Origin of the sequence: Mycobacterium sp. AZCC_0083 (genome assembly GCF_014202335.1) — a bacterium.
GTDB lineage: Bacteria > Actinomycetota > Actinomycetes > Mycobacteriales > Mycobacteriaceae > Mycobacterium.
This window is the reverse complement of sequence record NZ_JACHGP010000004.1, coordinates 533,804-554,786: the sequence shown is the minus strand read 5'-3', so window position 1 is coordinate 554,786 and position 20,983 is coordinate 533,804. Positions and strand designations below refer to the sequence as shown.

Below are 20,983 nucleotides of genomic sequence, written 5' to 3'. Positions count from 1 at the left end.
GTCATGCTCGCACCACTGGCCGACACCGCATAGCCAGCAACCTGCGATCGATCACTGGTCACCTGCTCGGGGTCACCATATTTTCGTGTCAGTGCCGCAACCGACGCGGCGAGCCGCTTCGCGGCGGCGGCCTCTACGTGGTTGGGCTGAGTGCGGATCGCCTCATCGCCACGACGAGTGCGGGCCGTGGGTAGCGGTACCTGGCGCACGCGTCGTCGATCGCTTCGTCCAAGTCCTCGGAAACGACGCGCAGGTAGCTGCGTTCGCAACCAACTTCGGCAGCGTGGAACTCGGCGAGGCTCACACGGGTGAGGATGACGTCGCGCTTGGAGCGGATCCACGACATCTGGGCGATCATCTCCTGCACGCTGTCGCCTGCCGCGTCACGACCGGCGTCGCCAAGCCGACAGTGCAGCCCGATGAGGTCCAGTCGTTGACGGGCCATGATCGCCGCCGCCAGCACGTCAGCGGGTTGCGCCGTCACGTCGACCAGCAGCCGCTGGGGCCGTTGAGCGCAGCTGGCGAGCAGCGCGATCTGTTGGCCCGAGTGCACGACCAAGCGCCCGACGCCTGCGTTGACGGCGAGGCGAATCTGGCGTGCGGTCGCGTCGGCGCAATGCATGACCAGACGCGGCGGCGAAATTCCCTCCGCAACGGCGAGTTTCAGTTCGTCGGCGCTCGTCACGTCGACACTTACACCGTGCCGCTTCACCCAGTTGGATACCGGCTCCATCCACAAGATGCCCGCCGGATAGCTGATTGCGCCTGCGCGCAATGCCTTTCGGTACGTCGCGCACCGGCGCAACGCAACGGTCACGTCTAGTCGGGGATCCAGTGGTTGCGCAATTGGGCGCTGGGTCAGGCCGACGTGAAATCGTGCGGTGGCTTCCGCCGGTAGCGCCCAGACGCTGCGGGGGTGGTGTGCGGTCATGCGGCCTCCTGACCGAGAATTGCGAGACCTGCCGAGATGGCGACCATGGGGCGCGGGAAGCGCAGCGTGGCGCAGGCATCGTCGAGTGATTCATCGATCTCGGACGCGAGTTTCGGCAGTTGCACCGCCCAGTCGCCCGGCGGGACGGCCCGGCCACCGCCGAGTGCCAGGGCGGAGAGCACGATGTCGTGCTCGTCTCTGATGTGGGCCATCGCGGAGATCATGTGACCGATGGCGGCGGGATAGCTGATGAAGTCCCGCTCCCGCGAACCGATTTCGCAGTGCAGACCGACCAGGTCGAGCCGGCCGCGGTCGAGGATCACGCCGACCGCTTCGTCTGCTTCGCCGGTAGCGCCGTCCGCGACCGCGTTGCGGTCCGTCATCGCGACGAGCACTCCCTGCCTGCGCCGCGGAGCGCGCGAGGCCAGCAGATCAACCTGGTCGGTCGAGGTGACGACCAATCGGTTGACTCCGAGATTCGCCGCGCAGAACAGGATTTCGTTCGCGCTCAATGCGTCGGCGTGGATGGTCAACCGCGCCGGATGAATTCCGGCGGCAAGTGCCACCCCGAGGTCCTCGCTCGAGCGCACGTCGACCGCCAGGTTCTGGTCTCTGACCCACTTGGCCACGGCGGAATTTCGCAATGCGCGTGCGGGAAGGGCTATCTCGGTCGTCGAGAAGGCGCGGCGGTAGACCACGCAGCGGAGCAGAGGTCCCGACAACGGCGGGATCTGGCCGTCGTCACCGTGCACCACTGGATGCCTGCGCGCCGCGGAGGCGTGCGGCGTCGTTCCTGAAATCACCGAAAGAAAGACGTCCGAGAGAGTCACCGACACCTTGTCCACCAACACCTTGTCTCGACGAGCCCCGGCCTGCTGCCGACTGGGCACAACATCGACGATCCACCGATCCCGATCCGCTGACCAGGTACTTTGCGATCTCTTGACGGCCCCCGGGCAAACCTTGACGCCGCATTGACACCGAGCAGAGGCTCACCCAGCGCGTCGGCAAGGGGGCCGAGTGCGAGCGCGGGCAGGTACTCCAGTCCCACCATGATCAAGGTGACACTGACGATCAGCAGGATCACCGCCACCAAGACGGACAGCGGGATCAGGATGCGTACCACCGTCCGCACCAGATCTACCCAGAAATTGCCGATCTCGTTACGCTCCCTGCGCGTGAAACCACGAATCAGGGCAATCGCGACGCACATTCCGACGGCGCAACTCGCGAACGCCTGCACGCCGAGGCCTGCGGTCAACCCGACATGCCCGAGAGTGGATTCACCGGGATAATTCTGCCAACTGGTATTGGACGTAAAGGAAATAGCGGCGGTATTGAACGCTAATGCCGGTGTCATTCCCTTATGGCCCCACGGTTCCGGCAAATACGTTTGCCCAAGCAATATCCCGTAGAGAAGCAAAACGCTTACCGCCGAGATTGCCAACAGCGAAGTCAGATACTTCGTCCACCGTTGCTCGTTGTCGGGTTCGACCCCGACGATCCGGTAGATCGCCATCTCCACCCGCCAACTGGTCGGGGCGGTGTATGCCCTGGCCAGGTAATTCCCAAGTGGCACATGCAAGATCACCACGATGGCGATGACGGCGGCGACCTGCAACCATGCCGCTTGCCCCCAGTACTGCGGACCGTCGATGACCCCGCCTCCTCTGTCTTCGGGTTGTCGTCGGATAACCGTATGAGCTATCGCCCGACAGCCACCCAATGATTACGCGATCGCAACGCCGAATCGACGCCCGTTGACGCGATCTTGACGGGACGGCCGAGGTGCCCGATCGCCTCGCCGAAGGAAGACCGTAAAGGACTCAGGCGGCGGCGTAAAGAAAGCGTCAATGGACGCCTTCGCCCTGCTCGTGCGGGTCTAACTTCGGGTCTGGCCCTCAACGCAGGGGCCCGGCAGAGGCTGTCTCGACCGACACCCGAGCGCCCGCAGGTTTCATTGAACGGAGACGACATGTCCGTAGTGGTGTTCATCGTGCTGACGGTGGCGATCTTCGCCCTGCTCGGCCTGGTGCAGAAGTTAGTCGAGCGGCTGTGAGCTACGACAACGTCATCGGCCTGGCCCTGGCGATACTCATCGCGGTATTCCTCTTCGCCGCCCTGCTCTTCCCCGAGAGGTTCTAGTGAGTACTACGACGGCGGGGATCCTGTTTCTCGCGCTGCTGATCTTGGCCCTTGCCGCGGTACACGTGCCGCTTGGCGACTACATGTACCGGGTCTACACCTCGGCGAAACATTCGCGTCCCGAGCGGCTGATCTACCGGTTGATCGGGGCTGACCCGAAGTCCGAACAAACCTGGGGTGCCTACGTGCGCAGCCTGCTGGCGTTCTCGGCCGTCAGCATTCTGTTCCTCTTCGTCTTCCAGCTGGTCCAGGGCAAGTTGCCGCTGCACCTCAATGACCCCGCAACACCGATGACGCCTGCGCTGGCCTGGAACACCGCCGTCAGCTTCGTGACCAACACCAACTGGCAGGCCTACTCCGGCGAGTCCACGCAGGGCCATCTGGTCCAGATGGCCGGTCTGGCCGTGCAGAACTTCGCGTCGGCCGCGGTGGGCATGGCAGTCGCGATCGCTCTTGTCCGTGGCTTCGCCCGCAGGCACGCCGGTGAGCTGGGCAACTTCTGGGTGGACCTGACCCGCGGCATCATTCGTATCTTGCTGCCCTTCTCGATCATCGCGGCGATCATCTTGATCGCCGGCGGCGCGATCCAGAACTTCCACCTGCACGACCAGGTCGTCAACACCCTCGCCGGCGGCCAACAAACCATCACCGGTGGTCCGGTGGCCAGCCAGGAGGCGATCAAGGAACTCGGCACCAACGGCGGCGGGTTCTATAACGCCAACTCCGCGCACCCGTTCGAGAATCCGACCACGTGGACGAACTGGATCGAGATCTTCCTGCTGCTTGTGATCAGCTTTTCGCTGCCACGCACCTTCGGTCGCATGGTGGACAGCAAGAAGCAGGGCTACGCAATAGCCGCCGTCATGGCAACCCTGGCGGGGATCAGTGTCGCCTTCATGATGCTCGTGCAGTTGCAGCACCACGGCACCAACCCCACCGCGATCGGCGCGGCCATGGAAGGTGTCGAGCAGCGATTCGGCATCGCCAACTCCGCGGTGTTCGCCGATGCCACCACCCTGACCTCAACGGGCGCGGTCGACTCGTTCCACGACTCCTACACGAGCCTGGGCGGCATGATCACGCTGTTCAACATGCAACTCGGCGAGGTCGCGCCGGGCGGCACTGGCTCCGGCCTGTACGGCATGCTGATCCTCGCGGTGATCACGGTGTTCATCGCAGGCCTGATGGTCGGGCGCACGCCGGAATACCTCGGCAAGAAGATCAACCCGCGTGAGATCAAGCTGGCGTCGAGCTACTTTCTGGTCACACCACTGATCGTGCTGATCGGTACCGCGATCGCCATGGCGCTGCCAGGCCAACGCGCTGGCATGCTCAACTCCGGACCGCACGGGCTGTCGGAGGTGTTGTACGCGTTCACCTCGGCGGCCAACAACAACGGGTCGGCATTCGCAGGCATCTCCGTCAATACCGTGTGGTACAACACCGTCCTTGGCCTGGCCATGGTGATCGGCCGATTCCTGCCGATGATCCTGGTACTCGCGCTGGCCGGTTCACTGGCCAAACAGGGCAGCACACCGGCATCCATCGGTACGTTGCCCACCCATCGCCCACAGTTCGTCGGAATGGTTGCCGGTGTGACGATCATTCTGGTCGCCCTTACCTTCCTGCCCGCATTGGCACTCGGGCCTCTCGCTGAAGGAATTCACTGAAATGTCCTCTACCACAATTGATTCTGCTCCCGAAGCGCAGCAGCCGGCCGTGACGCTGAACAAGCGGGTGCAGGGCGGCCTGCTCGACCCGAAGATGCTGCTGAGGTCGACGCCCGACGCGCTGCGCAAGCTCAACCCGCGCACGCTGTGGCGCAATCCGGTCATGTTCATCGTCGAGATTGGTGCCGCTTGGGGCACTATTCTGGCAATCGTCGAACCGTCCTGGTTCGCCTGGTTGACCGTGATCTGGCTATGGCTGACGGTCGTTTTCGCCAATATGGCCGAAGCGGTCGCAGAAGGCCGCGGCAAGGCGCAAGCGGAATCGCTGCGTAAGACCAAGGCCGACACCATGGCTCGCCGGCTCACCGGCTGGCAGGCTGGAGTTCCTGGCCGCGAGGAAGAAGTCGCGGCACCTCTGCTGCAGCAGGGCGACGTCGTCGTCGTGGAAGCCGGCCAGGTGATTCCAGGTGACGGCGACGTCGTGGAAGGCATCGCCTCCGTTGACGAATCGGCCATCACCGGCGAGTCTGCTCCCGTGATCCGTGAGTCCGGCGGCGACCGTTCCGCGGTCACCGGCGGCACCACGGTGTTGTCGGACCGCATCGTCGTGAAGATCACGCAGAAACCCGGCGAGAGCTTCATCGACCGGATGATCGCCCTCGTCGAGGGGGCCAACCGGCAGAAGACGCCGAACGAGATCGCGCTGAACATCCTTCTCGCCGCGCTGACGATCATCTTCGTATTCGCAGTGGCGACACTGCAGCCGCTGGCGATCTACTCCAAGATGAACAACCCGGGTGTTCCGGATTCGCTGGCTCTCAACGGCAATGGCGTAACCGGCATCGTGCTGGTGGCGCTGTTGGTCTGCCTCATCCCGACCACGATCGGCGCACTTCTGTCGGCGATCGGCATCGCCGGCATGGACCGGCTGGTGCAGCGCAACGTACTGGCGATGTCGGGCCGAGCCGTCGAAGCAGCCGGAGACGTGAACACCTTGCTCCTCGACAAGACCGGAACGATCACCCTTGGCAATCGGCAGGCCGCCGGGTTCATGCCAGTACCCGGTGTATCGCCCGAGGCGCTGGCCGACGCGGCTCAACTGTCCAGCCTCGCCGACGAAACACCCGAGGGCCGCTCGATCGTGGTGTTCGCCAAGCAGGAGTACGGCCTACGGGCACGCACCCCTGGCGAGCTCTCGAGCGCCCTCTGGGTGGAGTTCACCGCAACGACCAGGATGTCGGGAGTCAACCTGGAGAACGGGCACCGGCTGCGCAAGGGTGCGGCCAGCTCCGTGGCCGATTGGGTGCGCGGTGAGGGCGGCATCGTGCCAATCGAGCTCGGCCAGATCGTCGACGGCATCTCAGCCGCCGGTGGTACTCCGCTGGTGGTTGGCGAGGTCGTCAACGGAAAGGCATCGGTGCTCGGCGTCATTCACCTCAAGGACGTCGTCAAGCAGGGCATGCGCGAGCGGTTCGACGAGATGCGCAAGATGGGCATCCGGACGGTGATGATCACCGGCGACAACCCGTTGACGGCCAAGGCAATCGCCGATGAGGCCGGTGTCGACGACTTCCTGGCCGAGGCCACGCCCGAGGACAAGATGGCCCTGATCAAGAAGGAGCAGGCGGGCGGCAAGCTGGTTGCGATGACCGGCGACGGCACGAATGACGCACCGGCGCTTGCGCAGGCCGATGTGGGCGTGGCGATGAACACCGGTACGTCGGCCGCCAAGGAGGCCGGCAACATGGTGGATCTGGACTCCGACCCCACCAAGCTCATCGAGATCGTCGAGATCGGCAAGCAGCTGTTGATCACGCGCGGTGCATTGACCACGTTCTCGATCGCCAACGACATCGCGAAGTACTTCGCGATCATTCCGGCGATGTTCGTGGCGCTGTTCCCCGGTCTGGATCTCCTCAACGTAATGCGGCTGCACAGCCCGCAATCGGCGATCCTGTCCGCGGTGATCTTCAACGCGGTCATCATCGTGGCGCTGATCCCGCTGTCGCTGCGCGGCGTGCGCTATACGCCGAGTAGTGCGTCAAAGTTGTTGAGCCGCAACCTCTACGTCTACGGTCTCGGCGGCATCATCGCCCCGTTCATCGGGATCAAACTAATCGACCTGGTAATCCAACTCTTCCCGGGAATGTAAAAGAATGAACTTTTCAAATCTCGCCCGGCAGCACTGGGCAGCGCTACGCGCCTTACTGGTGTTCACCGTCATCGTCGGCATCGGCTACCCCGTGCTCATCTGGCTGATCGCGCAGGTGCCTGGTCTGAACGACAAGGCCAACGGCTCGATCATCGAGGTGGACCGAAAGCCGGTGGGCAGCGGCCTGATCGGTCAGTCCTTCACCGACAGCGACGGCAACCCGTTGCCGAAGTACTTCCAGAGCCGGCCGTCGGCCGCAGGTGCCGGATACGACCCGCTGGCCACCAGTGCCAGCAACCTCGGACCGGAGAGCATCGTCGACACACCCGGCGATCCGTCGCTTCCCGAAGCCGACAACGGCTACAAGGCAAGCCTGCTCACGCTGGTCTGCTCACGCAGCGCCGCCATCGGCAAGCTCGAGGGCGTCAACGGCGCCCGGCCGTTCTGCACCGGTGACGGCGTCGGCGCCGTGCTTTCGGTGATCGGGCCGCGCGACGCCCGTGGAAACGTCGTCGACCCGATCCGCGTGATCAGCGTCAACGAGCCCTGCAAGACGACAACGACGCCGTTCCTAGCCACCTACGAGGGTGTGCGCGTGGAATGCGCCAAGTTCGGCGACGACTACTCCGTCGGCCAGGTCGTGCCCATCAAGGGCGCCGCGACCGACCCACAGGTGCCTGCAGATGCGGTCACCGCCAGCGGTAGTGGCTTGGACCCCGATATCTCGGTGGCCTACGCCGACATTCAGGTCAATCGGGTGGCCAAGGCTCGCAGCATCAGTGCCGATCAAGTGCGGGAAGCGGTGCAGGCCCACGAGTATGGCCGCGACCTCGGATTCATGGGCGAACCGCGGGTGAACGTGCTGCAGCTCAACATCGACCTAGACAAGAAGTATCCGGTGAAGGGTTGACTGCCCGGTGGATGATGAGCATGTGACGCAGCCCGAGCCCAAGGCCGACCACAAGCAGAAACGCGGGGAGCTGCGCATCTATCTGGGCGCAGCTCCCGGCGTCGGCAAGACATTCGCGATGCTCGGCGAGGCGCACCGCAGGCTGGAACGCGGCACCGACGTCGTCGCCGCGGTGGTCGAGACACACGGCCGCAAGAAGACCGCGGAGATACTCACGGGAATCGAGCTCATCCCGCCCCACTACGTCGACTACCGAGACAGCAGCTTTCCCGAGCTTGACGTTGAGGCGGTGCTGGCGCGCCAGCCGCAGGTGGTGCTCGTCGACGAGCTCGCGCACACGAACACTCCTGGCAGCAAGAATCCCAAGCGCTGGCAGGACATCGAGGAGCTGCTCGACGCGGGCATCTCCGTGATATCGACGGTCAACGTCCAGCACCTGGAAAGCCTGAACGACGTCGTCGCGCAGATCACCGGCATCGAACAGCAGGAGACGGTGCCCGACGAAATCGTCCGCGCGGCCGCGCAGATCGAGCTCGTCGACATCACGCCGGAAGCGTTGCGCCGCAGGCTTTCACACGGGAACGTGTACGCCCCCGAGCGCATCGACGCCGCGCTGACGAACTACTTCCGGCGTGGCAACCTGACCGCACTACGCGAGATTGCCCTGTTGTGGCTCGCCGATCAGGTAGACGCCGCGCTGGCCAAGTATCGCGCCGACAACAAGATCACCGACACCTGGGAGGCCCGCGAGCGGGTGGTGGTCGCCGTCACCGGCGGCCCCGAGTCGGAAACCCTGGTACGCCGAGGCTCCCGTATCGCATCGAGGTCCGGCGCTGAGCTGATGGTGGTGCACGTCGTTCGGGGCGACGGACTTTCGGGCCTCTCGGCACCGCAGATGGGCAAGGTGCGCGAGCTGGCCCTCAGCCTGGGCGCGACGTTGCACACGGTGGTCGGCGACGACGTCCCCGCGGCGCTGCTGGATTTCGCCAGGGACATCAATGCCACCCAGCTGGTTCTCGGCACCTCACGCCGGTCGCGGTGGGCACGCATCTTCGAGGAGGGCATCGGCGCCGCGACGGTCCAGCACTCGGGGAAGATCGACGTCCACATGGTGACGCACGAGGGCTCCAGCGGAGCGTTCTCGCTGTCGTCGTTGTCCCCTCGCCGTCGGCACCTGGTGTCCTGGCTGGCCGCCGTGATCGTTCCGTCCGTCATCTGCGCACTGATCGTGTTCGTGCTCGACCCCTATCTCGCTACCGGCGGTGAGAGCGCGCTGTTCTTCGTCGGGGTGCTGATCGTTGCGCTGCTCGGCGGCGTGGCCCCCGCCGCACTGTCGGCGTTGCTCTCCGGGCTCCTGCTCAACTACTTCCTGGTTGTTCCCCGATACAGCTTCACCATCGCCGAGCCCGACAGCGCCGTCACCGTCGTGGTGCTGCTGGCCGTGGCCGTGGCCGTGGCGGCGCTTGTCGACGGCGCGGCGAGCCGGGCAAGGGAGGCCAGGCGCGCGTCGCAGGAGGCCGAACTCCTCGCGCTGTTCGCCGGGTCGGTGCTCCGCGGCGCCGACCTGGAAACGCTGCTGGAGCGGGTCAGGGAAACCTACTCTCAGCGCGCGGTCAGCCTGCTCCGCGACGGCCACGGCGTCATCGCCTGCGTCGGCACCGACCCTTGTGTGGACGTCGATACGGCCGATACCGCCATCGAGGTCGGTGACGACGAATTCTGGCTGCTGATCTCGGGCAAGAAGCTGGCCGCCCGGGACCGCAGGGTTCTCGGGGCGGTTGCCAAGCAGGCGGCAGGGCTGGTCAAGCAGCGTGAGCTGACCGAGGAGGCCGGCAAGGCCGAAGCGATTGCGCAAGCAGACGAATTGCGCCGCGCACTGCTTTCGGCGGTCAGCCACGACCTGCGCACGCCGCTGGCCGGCGCGAAGGCCGCGGTGTCCAGCCTGCGCAGCGACGACGTCGGCTTCTCCCCCGAGGACACCGCGGAGCTGCTGGCAACCGTCGAGGAGTCGATCGACCAGCTGACGGCACTGGTTGGGAACCTGCTCGACTCGTCGCGGTTGGCGGCGGGGGTGGTCCGGCCAGAACTGCGCAGGGTGTACCTGGAGGAAACGGTGCAGCGCGCGCTCCTCGGAATCAGCAAGGGAGCCACCGGGTTTGGCAAACCGGGAGTCGACAGGGTCAAAGTCGAGGTCGGCGATGCCGTGGCGATGGCCGACAGCGGCTTGCTCGAACGAGTGCTGGCGAATCTGATCGACAACGCGCTGCGCTACGCCCCGGATAGCGTGGTACGGGTCAACGCGGGCCAGGTGGGCGATCGAGTGCTGATCGCGGTCATCGACGAAGGGCCAGGGATACCGCGTGGCACCGAGGAGCAACTCTTCGAACCCTTCCAGCGCGGCGGCGACAGCCACAACAGCAGCGGCGTCGGCCTCGGCCTTGCGGTTGCGAAGGGATTCGTTGAGGCGATGGGCGGCACCGCGATCGCGACCGACACCCCGGGAGGGGGTTTGACCATCGAAATCGATTTGGCCGCACCTCCGAAGGAGGAACGGCCATGACCGCGCCGAAGACGACCCCGCCGAAGATCAGAGTCCTCGTCATCGACGACGAACCGCAGATTCTGCGGGCGTTGCGAATCAACCTGTCCGTACGGGGCTACGAGGTCACCACCGCCGCGACCGGCGGTGCCGCGTTGCGCGCTGCCGCCGAGCACAAGCCCGACGTCATCGTGTTGGATCTCGGCCTGCCCGACATGTCCGGAATCGAAGTGCTGCAGGGCCTTCGCGGCTGGCTTACCGCGCCGGTCATCGTGTTGTCCGCCCGCACCGACTCGGCGGACAAGGTCGGCGCGTTGGACGCAGGCGCCGACGACTACGTGACGAAGCCGTTCGGGATGGACGAGTTCCTCGCACGACTGCGGGCCGCCGTCCGGCGAGGGGCCGCGGCGTCCGACACCGATGAACCCATCGTCGAAACATCGTCGTTCACCGTCGATTTGGCTGCGAAGAAGGTCACCAAGAACGGGTCCGAGGTCCACCTCACGCCCACCGAGTGGGGCATGTTGGAGATGCTGGTCCGCAACCGGGGCAAGCTGGTGGGCCGCGAGGAATTGCTCAAGGAGGTGTGGGGGCCCGCCTATGCCAAGGAGACCCACTACCTACGGGTGTACCTGGCTCAGTTGCGCCGCAAGTTGGAGGACGACCCGTCGCACCCGGTGCACTTGTTGACCGAGGCCGGGATGGGTTACCGCTTCCAGGAATAGGTTTCAGCGGTCCGACCCTCCGCCGAGCGCGCGTGTTTGCGGGCGACACGCCGAACGCAGCCCCAACTCTGCGCGCGCTCACGCCGCGTTCGAACGGTCCAACTCAGCGCTTGATCGCCTGCAGGGTGTAGGTCAACGGCATCCGGTCGCGCCCTTCGGCGAGGATGTACTCCTCTTCGTAATCGGGGCTGGGAATCATCGCGTCGTCCAACGGGTTCCACGGCACCTCCCGATGTTCTTCCAACGCGGTCACGGCCAGCCCGGCCTCGGTGAGCGCGGTGAAGATCTCGCCGAGACCATGGTTGAAGCTGACCGACTCGGGTGCGGTGACGACGCCGTCACCGGCGTAGGTGTCGTGTTCGACGAAGACCGTGCCGCCGGTCTCGAAGTACGGATACTCGAGCACCAACAGGCCGTCGGGCCTTGGGTCACTCATCGCCCACAGCACGGGATGGCCCTCCCTGATGAACAGCCGGCCGCCCGGCCTCAGCAGTTCGGCGACGACGGCCGCCCATCGGCGGATGTCGGGCAGCCAGCAGATTGCACCGATGCCGGTGTAGACCACGTCGCAGCATTCCGCACCGAGCACCCCGACCGCACCATCCACGTCGGACTCCACGAAGCGCACGTCGGCGTTGGCCCTGCGGGTCAAGGCCCGGCCCGCGTCGAGTGCGGCAGGTGAGAAGTCCAACCCGGTCACCGAACGCGCGCCGAGCCGGGCGAGCGACACCGTGTCGGTACCGATGTGGCACTGCAGGTGTACGACGTCGAGACCGTCCAGTCGCCCGAGCCGCGGCAGGTCGTAACGCACCACGGGTGACAGGTACTCGGGGTCGTCGAAGCCCGCCAGCTCGTATCCGTCGGGTGCAGTGTGCAGCGGCACCCGCGACTCCCAGTTCGCCAGGTTGATGCGGCGCCAGTCGTCGGTCATGGCTCCATCCTCACAGCCCGGCGTTCACAGCTCGACTTCTTTTTGCCGTCACGCGATCCACGCACAGCATTCGCTCGCTGATCGCCTGCCCGTCCGTGCCACGGTGCCACGCTTGATCGACGCCCTCGCCCAACCCCGCGATTTGTGCACGTGCAGTTGCGACCACCAATGCGACTGCGCGTGCACAAATCGCCTACTTGTCGGCGGTTGCGGCCCGCCTGGCACCTAGTTGCGCTGGGAGCCCTGCGAATCCGCGCAAGTTGACCAGCCCTCGCCGTCGCGGGGGTTCGGTGAGACGCATGTCGGGAAACGCCTCGAAGAGTGAGCGCAACGCGGTAACGCCCTCGATGCGGGCAAGTGCGGCGCCAAGACAGACGTGAATACCGGACGCGAACGCCAGGTGTTCGCGCGCATTGGCCCGGGTGACGTCCAAGTGGTCGGGGTCCGCAAACACCAAGGGGTCGCGGTTGGCTCCTCCGAGCAACAGCGCGACCATGTCGCCCCGTGCGATGCGGTGTCCGGCGATGTCGACGTCGCAACTAGCCGTCCGCGCGGTCATCTGGACCGGGCTGTCGAGTCGCAGGATCTCCTCGACGGCGCCGGGCCACAGGCCGGGGTCGTCGCGCAGTAGTGCGAGCTGCTCGGGATGTCGGAGCAGCAGGGCGATGCCGTTGCCGATCAGGTTCACCGTGGTCTCGAAGCCCGCGCCAACGATCAGTGCGGCGTTCGCCGCGAGCTCGCGATCCGTCAAGGTACCGTCGGCAGCCATTCTGCTGAAAGGGTTTTCACTCGGACCGCCGTCGCGCATTCGGGCAAGATGCTCGTTGAAGTAGCCATCGGTATCCCGCAGACCATCGATGGCCCTCCGATAGGTCTTCCATCCGATTCCGATGTCCAACAGCGGGGCGCCGCCGTGGCCCCACGCCAACATCTGGTCGTGGCTATCGGCGGGCAGGTCGAGGATCTCAGCGATGATCGCGACGGGAAGTCTCGCCGCAAAGTCGGCGATCAGATCGGGATTCGGCGTGCTCGCGAGCTCATCGATCAGTTCAGCGGTCACCTCGGCGACCCTGGTGCCGAGCGTCTCGGTCGCACGTGGGGTGAAGCTTTGGGCCACCAGTTGCCGGTAGCGGGTGTGGTCCGGCGGATTCACGATCACCATCGCAGGCGGTTCGACCGGATTGGCCACGCCAGGGTCGGTCCTCTTGAGCAGCGCAGGCAGAGGCCGGGGCAGGTCCATGTCCGACGGCGCGGTGACGCCGAACCTCTTGTCCCGCAGAACTTCCCGGCACACACCGTGATCGACGCTGGCCCAGACGAACCGCGTGTGCATGAGCGGCCCGTGCGCCCTGACCTCTTCCATCAGCGGATAGGGGTCATCGTCTCGCCCGTGATTGGCGATCAGCCGGGCCAACGGGTCGCCCCGCCGCGCGTGAACCGCCATGTAGGCCCGCGGCACCCCGTGCATCGCCACCCACCGCGCCCAAAGTCCGCCGCCCATAACAACCTCTTCCCCGAGAGCCACCGGTTAGAATGAGACGCGCGAGACAGAAAGACAATCAATGTCTCGCGTGCTTCAGTCGCCACGATACGGCGACGGAGAGCCGCGGGCAAGGAGGAATCCAGTGACGTCGAGTCGAACGGCTGAGTTCGTGCGGCGGCTCGTCGATCCAGATCCCGCCGTGCTCGCCCAGGTCGACAACCCGGACGAGATCACCGCCCGCATCCTGCACGCGACGCTCGAGCAGGCCGAACTCGTCGGAATGCGGCGCAGCACCATGGAGGACGTCGCCCGCCGAAGCGGTGTCGGTCGCGCGACCCTCTACCGGCGCTTTCCGACCAAGGCGGCTCTGACCGATGCCATCGTGCTCGCCGAGGCGCGCCGCTTCATGGAGGGCAGTTCGCAGGCGCACGCCCGTGGCGACACCCTTGAAGACAGCCTGGTCTACGGCACGGTGTTCAGCGTGACCTTCATGCGTGGACACGCTCTGCTCAAGAAGCTGCTGCACACCGAGCCCGAGACGATCCTGCCCAGTCTGACGATCGACGCCGGCGCCATCCTCGACTTCGCCACCGAACACTCGGCTGCCCTGTTGCGGAACGACATCTACGGTGAAGGCGCCACGACGCCCGCCCAGGAGCGCCAGCTGCGTACCGCCGCCGAGCTCCAAACCCGACTCACGCTGTCCTTCATCGTCACGCCACACACCAGCATCAAGCTCGAGACCATCGACGACACACGCGAATTCGTGCGCACCTACCTATTGCCGATGGTTACCGGCTAGCCAAAACGCGCGATTTGTGCACGCGCAGTTGCGATCGACGCGATCGACGCGACTGCGCGTGCACAAATCGCCTTAGGGGGAGGTCTCTTCGGCGAGTGCGATCAGCTTGGCGCGCACCAGGTCCGGGCGCTCGTCGATGATGAAGTGCCCGGCATCGACCGGGTCGAATGTGTAGTCGTCGGCCTTGGCCGTCGCCGGATCCGCCAGCGACTGATGTACCGCGAAGTCGGCGGTGCCGAAGAGCACCCTGACGGGCAGGGTCACGCGGCGGGTCTCGGGATTCCTTGCACTCGAGGGTATTTCGCGCAGGAGAAAGGTCCGATAGGTGTCCCTGGCGGTGCGGGCGCACACCGGATCGCGGAACCGCTCGGTGTAGACGCGGACGACCGCGGGATCCAGGCGATGACTCGCCGGGCCGCTCCCGAACACCATCCGCTCGATGATCCTGGTGCGCTGGTGCACCTGCACCCCGACCGTGGCCATCATGGGCTGATAGGTCAGCAGTCGCCAGAATGTCGGCAGCAGGACCCGCGGGGTCACCCACGGGTGCGCCATGTTCATCACCAGGTAGCCGTCGATCCGCTCCGGCGACGACAGCACCATCCGGTATCCTACGAAGCCGCCCCAGTCGTGGCCGACGAGCAGGAAGCGGTCGAGCCCGAGCGCATCGGCGAGGGCCAGCACGTCCCTCGCGACGTCGTCCTTGGCCCACTTGTGCGGCGCGGGTCCCGACCAGCCGTAGCCGGGCAGGTCGGGTGCGATGATCCGCAGCCCCGGCGGCGGGTCGGCCAGCAGATCCCGGTACACCCAGTGGTGCTGCGGCCAGCCATGCAGCGCGATCACGGGCCTGCCGTCCACCGGCCCCGACTCGGTGACGTGGAACCGGACCCCGCGGGCCTCGACGAACGATCGGCGCACGCCCGCGATGGCGGGCGGTTCGTTGCTTGTTGGCGTGGTGTCAGTAGCCATGCAAGGGACTATAGAGAAACGCGGCGAACGGCCGGACAACGGCAGCCCACGCGATACCGTGCCGCTATGGCCGGATACCAAGCAATGTTCGACGCCAGCATCGAAGACCCGTGCACGTTCTGGGCCGAGGCCGCCCGCGCAGTGACGTGGATCCGCGAGCCGGTACGCATCCTCGACGACTCCAATCCCCCGTTCTACCGGTGGTTTCCGGACGGGGAACTCAACACGTGCGCCAACGCGCTGGACCGACACGTCGACGCGGGGCGCGGTGATCAGGCGGCGCTGATCTACGACTCCCCCGTCACCGACACCAAGCGCACCTACACCTATCGCGAACTGCTGGATCTCACCGCGCGGTTCGCGGGCGTGCTGCGCGGCCTCGGCGTCGACAAGGGCGACCGCGTGGTGATCTACATGCCGATGGTGCCCGAGACGGTCATCGCCATGCTGGCCTGCGCGCGACTGGGTGCCGTCCACTCGGTGGTGTTCGGCGGCTTCGCCGCACCCGAACTCGCGGCCCGCATCGACGACGCCCGCCCGGCCGTCGTGGTGTCCGCATCGTGCGGCATCGAACCGACCCGCACCGTCAACTACAAGCCGATGCTCGACGCGGCGCTCGGCCTGTCGAACTACGCAGCCGAGCACTCCGTTCACTGCGTCATCGTGCAGCGCGAACAATGCCCCTGCGCACTGGTGCCGGGCAGGGACATCGACTGGCAAGAGGCGATCGCCGCCGCCGAGCCCGTGGACCCCGTCCCGGTCGCCGCGACCGATCCGCTGTACGTGCTCTACACGTCGGGCACCACCGGCAAGCCCAAGGGGATCGTCCGCGACAACGGCGGACACGCCGTGGCGCTGCTGTGGACCATGCGACACGTCTACGACACGAATCCCGGCGACGTGTATTGGGCCGCTTCGGATGTCGGCTGGGTGGTTGGCCACTCCTACATCGTCTACGGGCCGCTCCTGCTTGGCGCCACGACAGTGCTCTACGAGGGCAAGCCCGTCGGCACCCCCGACGCAGGCGCGTTCTGGCGGGTGGCCGCCGAGCACGGCGTGAAGACGTTGTTCACCGCCCCGACCGCGATGCGCGCCATCAAGAAGGAGGACCCCGACGGCACGCACCTCGACCGCTACGACCTGTCCGGGCTGCGCTACCTGTTCCAGGCAGGCGAGCGACTCGATCCCGGCACCTACCACTGGGCCGCGCAGCGACTCGGCATCCCCGTGATCGACCACTGGTGGCAGACCGAGACGGGATGGTCGATCGCCGCAGGCCCGATGGGCATCGAGGCCCTGCCTGTGAAGCCGGGCTCTGCGACGGTGCCGATGCCGGGCTACGACGTCCGCATCCTTCGCCCGGACGGCACCGAGTGCGACGCAGGCGAGGAGGGCGCGATCTGCGTGAAACTGCCGCTGCCGCCAGGCACGTTGCCGACGCTGTGGGGCGCCGACGACCGCTACGTCGCGTCCTACCTCTCGGCCTTCCCCGGCTATTACCTGTCCGGCGACGGCGGCTACCTCGACGACGACGGCTACCTGTTCGTGATGGGCCGCACCGACGACGTCATCAACGTCGCGGGCCATAGGCTGTCCACCGGCTCGATCGAAGCTGTGCTTGCCAACCATCCCGCGGTCGCCGAATGCGCGGTGATCGGCGTCGCCGACGACATGAAGGGCCAGGTCCCGCGGGGGTTCGTGGTGCTCAAGGCGGGTGCGTCCGCGGACGGCCTTGTCGACGAACTGGTCGCGGCCGTGCGACAGAGCATCGGCGCGGTGGCCAGCCTGAAGCGGGTCGACGTGGTCGCAGCGCTGCCAAAGACCCGCTCGGGCAAGATCCTGCGCAAGACGATGCGCGGCATCGCCGACGGTCGCGACGAAGCGCCGCCGTCGACCATCGAGGACGCCACGGTCCTCGACGCGCTGAAGCCCGTGCTGCAGTCCTGACGGCGTCACGGTTCGGCCGCAACGGTTCCGCCTCAGCGTGATCCGAACTATTGTGAAGTAGTCATATGTTGATGCCAGTCTGAACCAGCAGAGGAATTGCAATGCGCGTTTCAGAGGTCAAGGCAGGGTCGGGTTGCACGTGTCATTGCAACGCATGCGACGGCGGTCACCATTGCGGAAACCCGCCAAACTGCAACGTACGTAAGTAAACAACGCCGAACGTGCGGTTGTTGAACGGGTCGCGCGAGTCGAGCCGTCAGCAACCGTACTTCGGTGCGCCTCCGGCTTAGACCATCGACAGCGCGATGCCGTCGAGGATGTCGTGCTCGCTGACGATCAGTTCGTCGATTCCGGCACGGCTACCTAGCTCCCGTGCCAACTCCTCGACGATGATCGCGCCACCGCCGATCACGTCGACACGTCCCTCGTGCATCGGGCCGAGGGCCGCGCGCTGCTTGCGCGTCATCGCGATCAGGTCGCCACACACCCTCAGCAATCCGTCGAACCCCACCCGCGACAAGTGGATCGCATCGGGGTCGTAGGTCACCATTCCCTGAGCGAGCGCCGACAGCGTCGTCATGGTGCCCGCCACGCCGACCCACGTCTTGGCGCCCTCGACGAGTACCACCCGCAACGCCTCGGATAGCGCGTCGCGCACCACGATTCGGGCCTCCTCGACCTCCGCGGCCGTCGGCGGGTCCGAGTGCAGGCACCGTTCGGTGAGTCGCACGCAACCGATGTCGGCGGAGAAGCTGGCCGTCACACCCCCAGCGTCGCCCACCACCACCTCGGTCGAGCCGCCGCCGAGGTCGACGACGACGAAAGGTGCTGCGGAGCCATCCAATTCGCCGACCGCACCGGTGAACGATAGCGCAGCCTCCTCGGTCCCGGTGATGACTTCGGCCACCGCGCCGGGCACCACGGCGCCGAGCAGTTCGGCGGTCATCGCGAAGAACTCCTCGCGGTTGCTCACGTCCCGCGCTGCGGACGTCGCGACCATCCGCACCTTCTCGGCGCCGTGCACGCGCATCTCGTCGGCGTACTCCGCAAGCGCAGCGCGCGTGCGGGACAGCGCCGCCGGCGCGAATTGCCCTGTGGCGTCGACACCTTCGCCCAGCCGCACGATGCGCATCTCGCGGTGCACGTCGCGCAGCCGGGCTCTATCGCCTACTGCGTCGACGTCGGCGATCAACAACCGGATCGAATTCGTCCCGCAGTCGATCGCAGCGACCCTCACGTCCAGCTCCTCCGGTCCAGGATTCCCGCCATCGCCGGCTCGATGGCCAGCACGGCCAACGCCTCGTCGCCGAAGGGATTGACCCCTCGGCCCTTCGCCAGCGAATGCGCCATCACCACGTGCAGGCACTTGACCCGATCCGGCATGCCGCCGCCGGAGAACGTGGTGCCCAGCGACTCGATGGCATCCCGCTCCGCCAGATACGACTCGTGCGCCCGACGGTACGCGGCGGCCAGTTCCTCGTCGTTCTGCAGACGCTCGGTCATGTCCCGCATCAACCCCGAGGACTCCAGCCGGCTCGCTGCGGCCGTCAACGCCGGGTGGGTCAGGTAGTACAACGTCGGGAATGGGGTGCCGTCGGGCAGACGTGGCGCAGTCTTGACGACGCCCGGCTCTCCATTCGGGCAGCGGTAGGCGATCTCGAGGACACCGCGGGGCTCGCGGCCCAGCTGCCGCGCGACGGCGGCGAGATCGGCGGGGTCAGCCACCGGGAGGCGGTGCGGGTGGAGGCGGAACCGCAGGCGCAGCAGGCACCGCCGGCGGACCGTGCGGCGCATCGGCGATGGTGTGCCACAGCGACGTGTACCACGGTTGGCCACTGGGGACCGGCGCGGCAGCCGTGCCCGGTAGCGCCTCCGGTCCGGCGGTCGCGGGCAGCTGCACCTGGTAGGGAATTTCGCCGGGCATGACGAACCCGAGGCGTTCGCGCGCCTGGGCGGCGATGAACACCGGATCGCCGAGCTTGACCTTCTGCTGTTCGAGATCGGCGATCTGAGAACGCAATTGGGCTTGGATGGTCTCCAGTTGCTGCATCTCGGTCCGCTGCGCGAAGTAGGTGCGGACCGGGCCGGCGATCGTCAGGGTCAGCACGCAGATCACCGCGGCAAGGATCGCCGCGCGCCGGGCCGCCGAACCCAACCGCTGTTCGGACTGCTGCTCGGCAGCCTCGGCGATCGCCTGCCTGATGGGCTCGACGGCGGCCGGCTTCTCGGCCTCCGTCGACTCGGCCTGCTCCGACGTCGCCCGCGGCAGTGCGGGTCGGGGCTCCCGCTGCACCGGCGATGCACCCCGTGGCCTTCCGCGACCCGACTCACCCGGCTTGCCCGGCCGCGACGCGGGAGTGCGCCGCTTCGGGTCTGGCCGCTTCGCGTCGGGCATATGTGAAAAGTTACTGGGTTGCGGGCGTGAACCGCGGGAAGGCCAGGTCACCGGCGTAGCGCGCGGCGTCGCCGAGGGCTTCCTCAATGCGCAGCAACTGGTTGTACTTCGCGACGCGCTCGCTGCGGGCGGGCGCACCGGTCTTGATCTGCCCGCTGCCAACGGCGACGGCCAGATCGGCGATGGTGGTGTCCTCGGTCTCGCCTGAGCGGTGGCTCATCATCGTCCGGTAACCGCTGCTGTGGGCAAGGGCGACGGCGTCCAGCGTCTCGGTGAGCGTGCCGATCTGGTTCACCTTGACCAGCAGCGCGTTGGCCGCACCCTTCTCGATGCCCTCTTCCAGGCGCTCAGGGTTCGTGACGAAGAGGTCGTCGCCGACGATCTGGACGCGGTCGCCGATCGCCGTCGTCAACGACACCCAGCCGTCCCAGTCGTCCTCGGACAGCGGGTCTTCGATCGACACCAGCGGATACGCGTCGAGCAGCTCGGCGTAGAAGGCCGTCATCTGCTCGGCGGTCCTCGTCTCCTTCTCGAACGCGTAACCGGTGCCGTCGGTGTAGAACTCGGTCGCGGCCACGTCGAGCGCGAGCGCAACGTCGGAACCGAGCTTGAACCCGGCGCCCTCGATGGCCGTGCTGATCAGGTCGAGCGCGGCCTTGGTGCCTGCGATGTCGGGCGCGAAACCGCCCTCGTCACCGAGGCCGGTGGACAGGCCCTGCTTCTTCAGCACCGACTTCAGCGAGTGGTAGACCTCCGCGCCCCAGCGCACCGCCTCCTTGAACGACGGCGCACCGATCGGCGCGACCATGAATTCCTGGACGTCGACACCCGTATCGGCGTGGGCGCCGCCGTTGACGATGTTCATCATCGGGACCGGCAGGATGTGTGCGTTCGGTCCGCCGATGTAGCGGAACAGCGGCAGCCCCGCCGAGTCGGCGGCGGCCTTGGCCACGGCCAGCGAGACGCCGAGGATGGCGTTGGCGCCCAGCCGCGACTTGTCCGGCGTGCCGTCCAGGTCCAGCAGCGCCTGATCGATCAGGCGCTGGTCGTCGGCATTCAGCCCGATGACGGCGGGCGCGATCTCGTCCAGGACGGCCTCTACCGCCTTCTCCACGCCCTTGCCGCCGTAGCGCTCGCCACCGTCACGCAACTCGACGGCCTCGTGCTCGCCGGTCGAAGCGCCGGAGGGCACCGCGGCCCTGGCGAACGTGCCGTCGCTCAATGCCAACTCGACCTCGACCGTGGGGTTGCCGCGGGAGTCGAGGATCTCGCGTGCGCCGACCTGCTCGATGATGGGCACTGGACATCTCCTTGGACGTGGTCGTTTGGTACCTGATTCGGTGATGGCGCCATCAGCCTAATGGGGCCGACTACCCCACGCCGA

General features: G+C 66.4%; 19 protein-coding genes. 9 read left to right on the top strand and 10 right to left on the bottom strand.

What is annotated here, in order from left to right; translation table 11 throughout:
• Nucleotides 1–133: 133 nt before the first annotated feature.
• The 3 genes from HNP02_RS13095 to HNP02_RS13085 are packed head-to-tail and all read right to left on the bottom strand — an operon-like array spanning nt 134 to nt 2,552.
• A complete protein-coding gene (locus HNP02_RS13095) occupies nt 134–931 on the bottom strand; it encodes a hypothetical protein (RefSeq protein ID WP_184438869.1) in 798 nt (265 codons plus the stop codon).
• Complete coding sequence (locus tag HNP02_RS13090; protein WP_184438867.1) at nt 928–1,761, bottom strand: LysA protein; 834 nt, start codon at nt 1,759–1,761, stop codon at nt 928–930. Before HNP02_RS13090 ends, HNP02_RS13095 begins: the two co-directional genes overlap by 4 nt.
• The gene (locus HNP02_RS13085; protein ID WP_221317489.1) at nt 1,758–2,552 is read right to left on the bottom strand and encodes a potassium-transporting ATPase subunit KdpA; all 795 of its coding nucleotides are present in this window, start codon (nt 2,550–2,552) and stop codon (nt 1,758–1,760) included. The genes HNP02_RS13090 and HNP02_RS13085 overlap by 4 nt, the downstream gene beginning before the upstream one ends.
• A gap of 339 nt (nt 2,553–2,891) precedes the next feature.
• Between HNP02_RS13085 and HNP02_RS13080 the strand changes: the two genes are divergently transcribed.
• From HNP02_RS13080 to HNP02_RS13050, 7 genes are read left to right on the top strand one after another with little or no spacing between them, the layout of a single operon-like run.
• Complete coding sequence (locus HNP02_RS13080) at nt 2,892–2,990, top strand: potassium-transporting ATPase (RefSeq protein WP_255506449.1); 99 nt, start codon at nt 2,892–2,894, stop codon at nt 2,988–2,990.
• Complete coding sequence (locus tag HNP02_RS13075) at nt 2,987–3,076, top strand: potassium-transporting ATPase subunit F (protein WP_184438864.1); 90 nt, start codon at nt 2,987–2,989, stop codon at nt 3,074–3,076. The genes HNP02_RS13080 and HNP02_RS13075 overlap by 4 nt, the downstream gene beginning before the upstream one ends.
• Nucleotides 3,076–4,746, top strand: coding sequence for a potassium-transporting ATPase subunit KdpA (gene kdpA / locus HNP02_RS13070; protein ID WP_184438862.1), 1,671 nt, complete (start codon nt 3,076–3,078; stop codon nt 4,744–4,746). Before HNP02_RS13075 ends, kdpA begins: the two co-directional genes overlap by 1 nt.
• Nucleotide 4,747: 1 nt before the next feature.
• Nucleotides 4,748–6,898 carry a potassium-transporting ATPase subunit KdpB gene (kdpB, locus tag HNP02_RS13065; protein ID WP_184438860.1) on the top strand — a complete coding sequence of 717 codons (2,151 nt, stop codon included), beginning with the start codon at nt 4,748–4,750 and terminating at the stop codon, nt 6,896–6,898.
• 4 nt (nt 6,899–6,902) lie between these two features.
• Complete coding sequence (locus tag HNP02_RS13060; RefSeq protein WP_184438858.1) at nt 6,903–7,808, top strand: potassium-transporting ATPase subunit C; 906 nt, start codon at nt 6,903–6,905, stop codon at nt 7,806–7,808.
• Between the two features lie 22 nt (nt 7,809–7,830).
• On the top strand, nt 7,831–10,368 hold the full coding sequence (locus HNP02_RS13055; protein WP_184438856.1) for a sensor histidine kinase KdpD: 2,538 nt from the start codon (nt 7,831–7,833) through the stop codon (nt 10,366–10,368).
• Nucleotides 10,365–11,072, top strand: coding sequence for a response regulator (locus tag HNP02_RS13050; protein WP_184438854.1), 708 nt, complete (start codon nt 10,365–10,367; stop codon nt 11,070–11,072). Before HNP02_RS13055 ends, HNP02_RS13050 begins: the two co-directional genes overlap by 4 nt.
• 103 nt (nt 11,073–11,175) lie before the next feature.
• Here the strand turns inward: HNP02_RS13050 and HNP02_RS13045 are convergent, their stop codons facing one another.
• Both HNP02_RS13045 and HNP02_RS13040 read right to left on the bottom strand, forming a co-directional pair.
• Entirely contained in the window at nt 11,176–12,003 is an 828-nt protein-coding gene (locus HNP02_RS13045; protein ID WP_184438852.1) for a bifunctional 2-polyprenyl-6-hydroxyphenol methylase/3-demethylubiquinol 3-O-methyltransferase UbiG, read from the bottom strand.
• Nucleotides 12,004–12,196: 193 nt separating this feature from the next.
• Nucleotides 12,197–13,504 carry a cytochrome P450 gene (locus HNP02_RS13040; protein WP_184438850.1) on the bottom strand — a complete coding sequence of 436 codons (1,308 nt, stop codon included), beginning with the start codon at nt 13,502–13,504 and terminating at the stop codon, nt 12,197–12,199.
• Between the two features lie 124 nt (nt 13,505–13,628).
• Between HNP02_RS13040 and HNP02_RS13035 the strand changes: the two genes are divergently transcribed.
• A complete protein-coding gene (locus HNP02_RS13035) occupies nt 13,629–14,288 on the top strand; it encodes a TetR/AcrR family transcriptional regulator (protein ID WP_184438848.1) in 660 nt (219 codons plus the stop codon).
• A gap of 72 nt (nt 14,289–14,360) precedes the next feature.
• Here HNP02_RS13035 and HNP02_RS13030 read toward each other — a convergent pair whose 3' ends face one another.
• Nucleotides 14,361–15,257: an alpha/beta fold hydrolase gene (locus HNP02_RS13030; protein ID WP_184438846.1), complete on the bottom strand. Its 897-nt coding sequence runs from the start codon at nt 15,255–15,257 to the stop codon at nt 14,361–14,363.
• A gap of 66 nt (nt 15,258–15,323) precedes the next feature.
• Between HNP02_RS13030 and HNP02_RS13025 the strand changes: the two genes are divergently transcribed.
• On the top strand, nt 15,324–17,204 hold the full coding sequence (locus tag HNP02_RS13025) for an acetate--CoA ligase (RefSeq protein WP_184438844.1): 1,881 nt from the start codon (nt 15,324–15,326) through the stop codon (nt 17,202–17,204).
• Nucleotides 17,205–17,490: 286 nt separating this feature from the next.
• Here the strand turns inward: HNP02_RS13025 and HNP02_RS13020 are convergent, their stop codons facing one another.
• Genes HNP02_RS13020 through eno form a run of 4 tightly spaced genes read right to left on the bottom strand, consistent with a single transcriptional unit; the run spans nt 17,491 to nt 20,899 of the window.
• Complete coding sequence (locus HNP02_RS13020; RefSeq protein ID WP_184438841.1) at nt 17,491–18,441, bottom strand: Ppx/GppA phosphatase family protein; 951 nt, start codon at nt 18,439–18,441, stop codon at nt 17,491–17,493.
• A complete protein-coding gene (locus HNP02_RS13015) occupies nt 18,438–18,929 on the bottom strand; it encodes a DUF501 domain-containing protein (RefSeq protein WP_184438839.1) in 492 nt (163 codons plus the stop codon). The genes HNP02_RS13020 and HNP02_RS13015 overlap by 4 nt, the downstream gene beginning before the upstream one ends.
• Entirely contained in the window at nt 18,922–19,599 is a 678-nt protein-coding gene (locus tag HNP02_RS13010) for a septum formation initiator family protein (RefSeq protein ID WP_184438837.1), read from the bottom strand. The genes HNP02_RS13015 and HNP02_RS13010 overlap by 8 nt, the downstream gene beginning before the upstream one ends.
• A 10-nt stretch (nt 19,600–19,609) precedes the next feature.
• Complete coding sequence (gene eno, locus HNP02_RS13005; protein ID WP_184438835.1) at nt 19,610–20,899, bottom strand: phosphopyruvate hydratase; 1,290 nt, start codon at nt 20,897–20,899, stop codon at nt 19,610–19,612.
• Between the last annotated feature and the right edge of the window lie 84 nt (nt 20,900–20,983).

What these genes read in the sequence shown, in the direction of transcription:
- HNP02_RS13030 (WP_184438846.1), bottom strand. Translation starts at nt 15,257, where the DNA reads ATGGCTACTGACACCACGCCAACAAGCAACGAACCGCCCGCCATCGCG.
- HNP02_RS13025 (WP_184438844.1), top strand. Translation starts at nt 15,324, where the DNA reads ATGGCCGGATACCAAGCAATGTTCGACGCCAGCATCGAAGACCCGTGC.
- HNP02_RS13045 (WP_184438852.1), bottom strand. Translation starts at nt 12,003, where the DNA reads ATGACCGACGACTGGCGCCGCATCAACCTGGCGAACTGGGAGTCGCGG.
- HNP02_RS13095 (WP_184438869.1), bottom strand. Translation starts at nt 931, where the DNA reads ATGACCGCACACCACCCCCGCAGCGTCTGGGCGCTACCGGCGGAAGCC.
- kdpB (WP_184438860.1), top strand. Translation starts at nt 4,748, where the DNA reads ATGTCCTCTACCACAATTGATTCTGCTCCCGAAGCGCAGCAGCCGGCC.
- HNP02_RS13050 (WP_184438854.1), top strand. Translation starts at nt 10,365, where the DNA reads ATGACCGCGCCGAAGACGACCCCGCCGAAGATCAGAGTCCTCGTCATC.
- HNP02_RS13060 (WP_184438858.1), top strand. Translation starts at nt 6,903, where the DNA reads ATGAACTTTTCAAATCTCGCCCGGCAGCACTGGGCAGCGCTACGCGCC.
- HNP02_RS13040 (WP_184438850.1), bottom strand. Translation starts at nt 13,504, where the DNA reads ATGGGCGGCGGACTTTGGGCGCGGTGGGTGGCGATGCACGGGGTGCCG.
- HNP02_RS13010 (WP_184438837.1), bottom strand. Translation starts at nt 19,599, where the DNA reads ATGCCCGACGCGAAGCGGCCAGACCCGAAGCGGCGCACTCCCGCGTCG.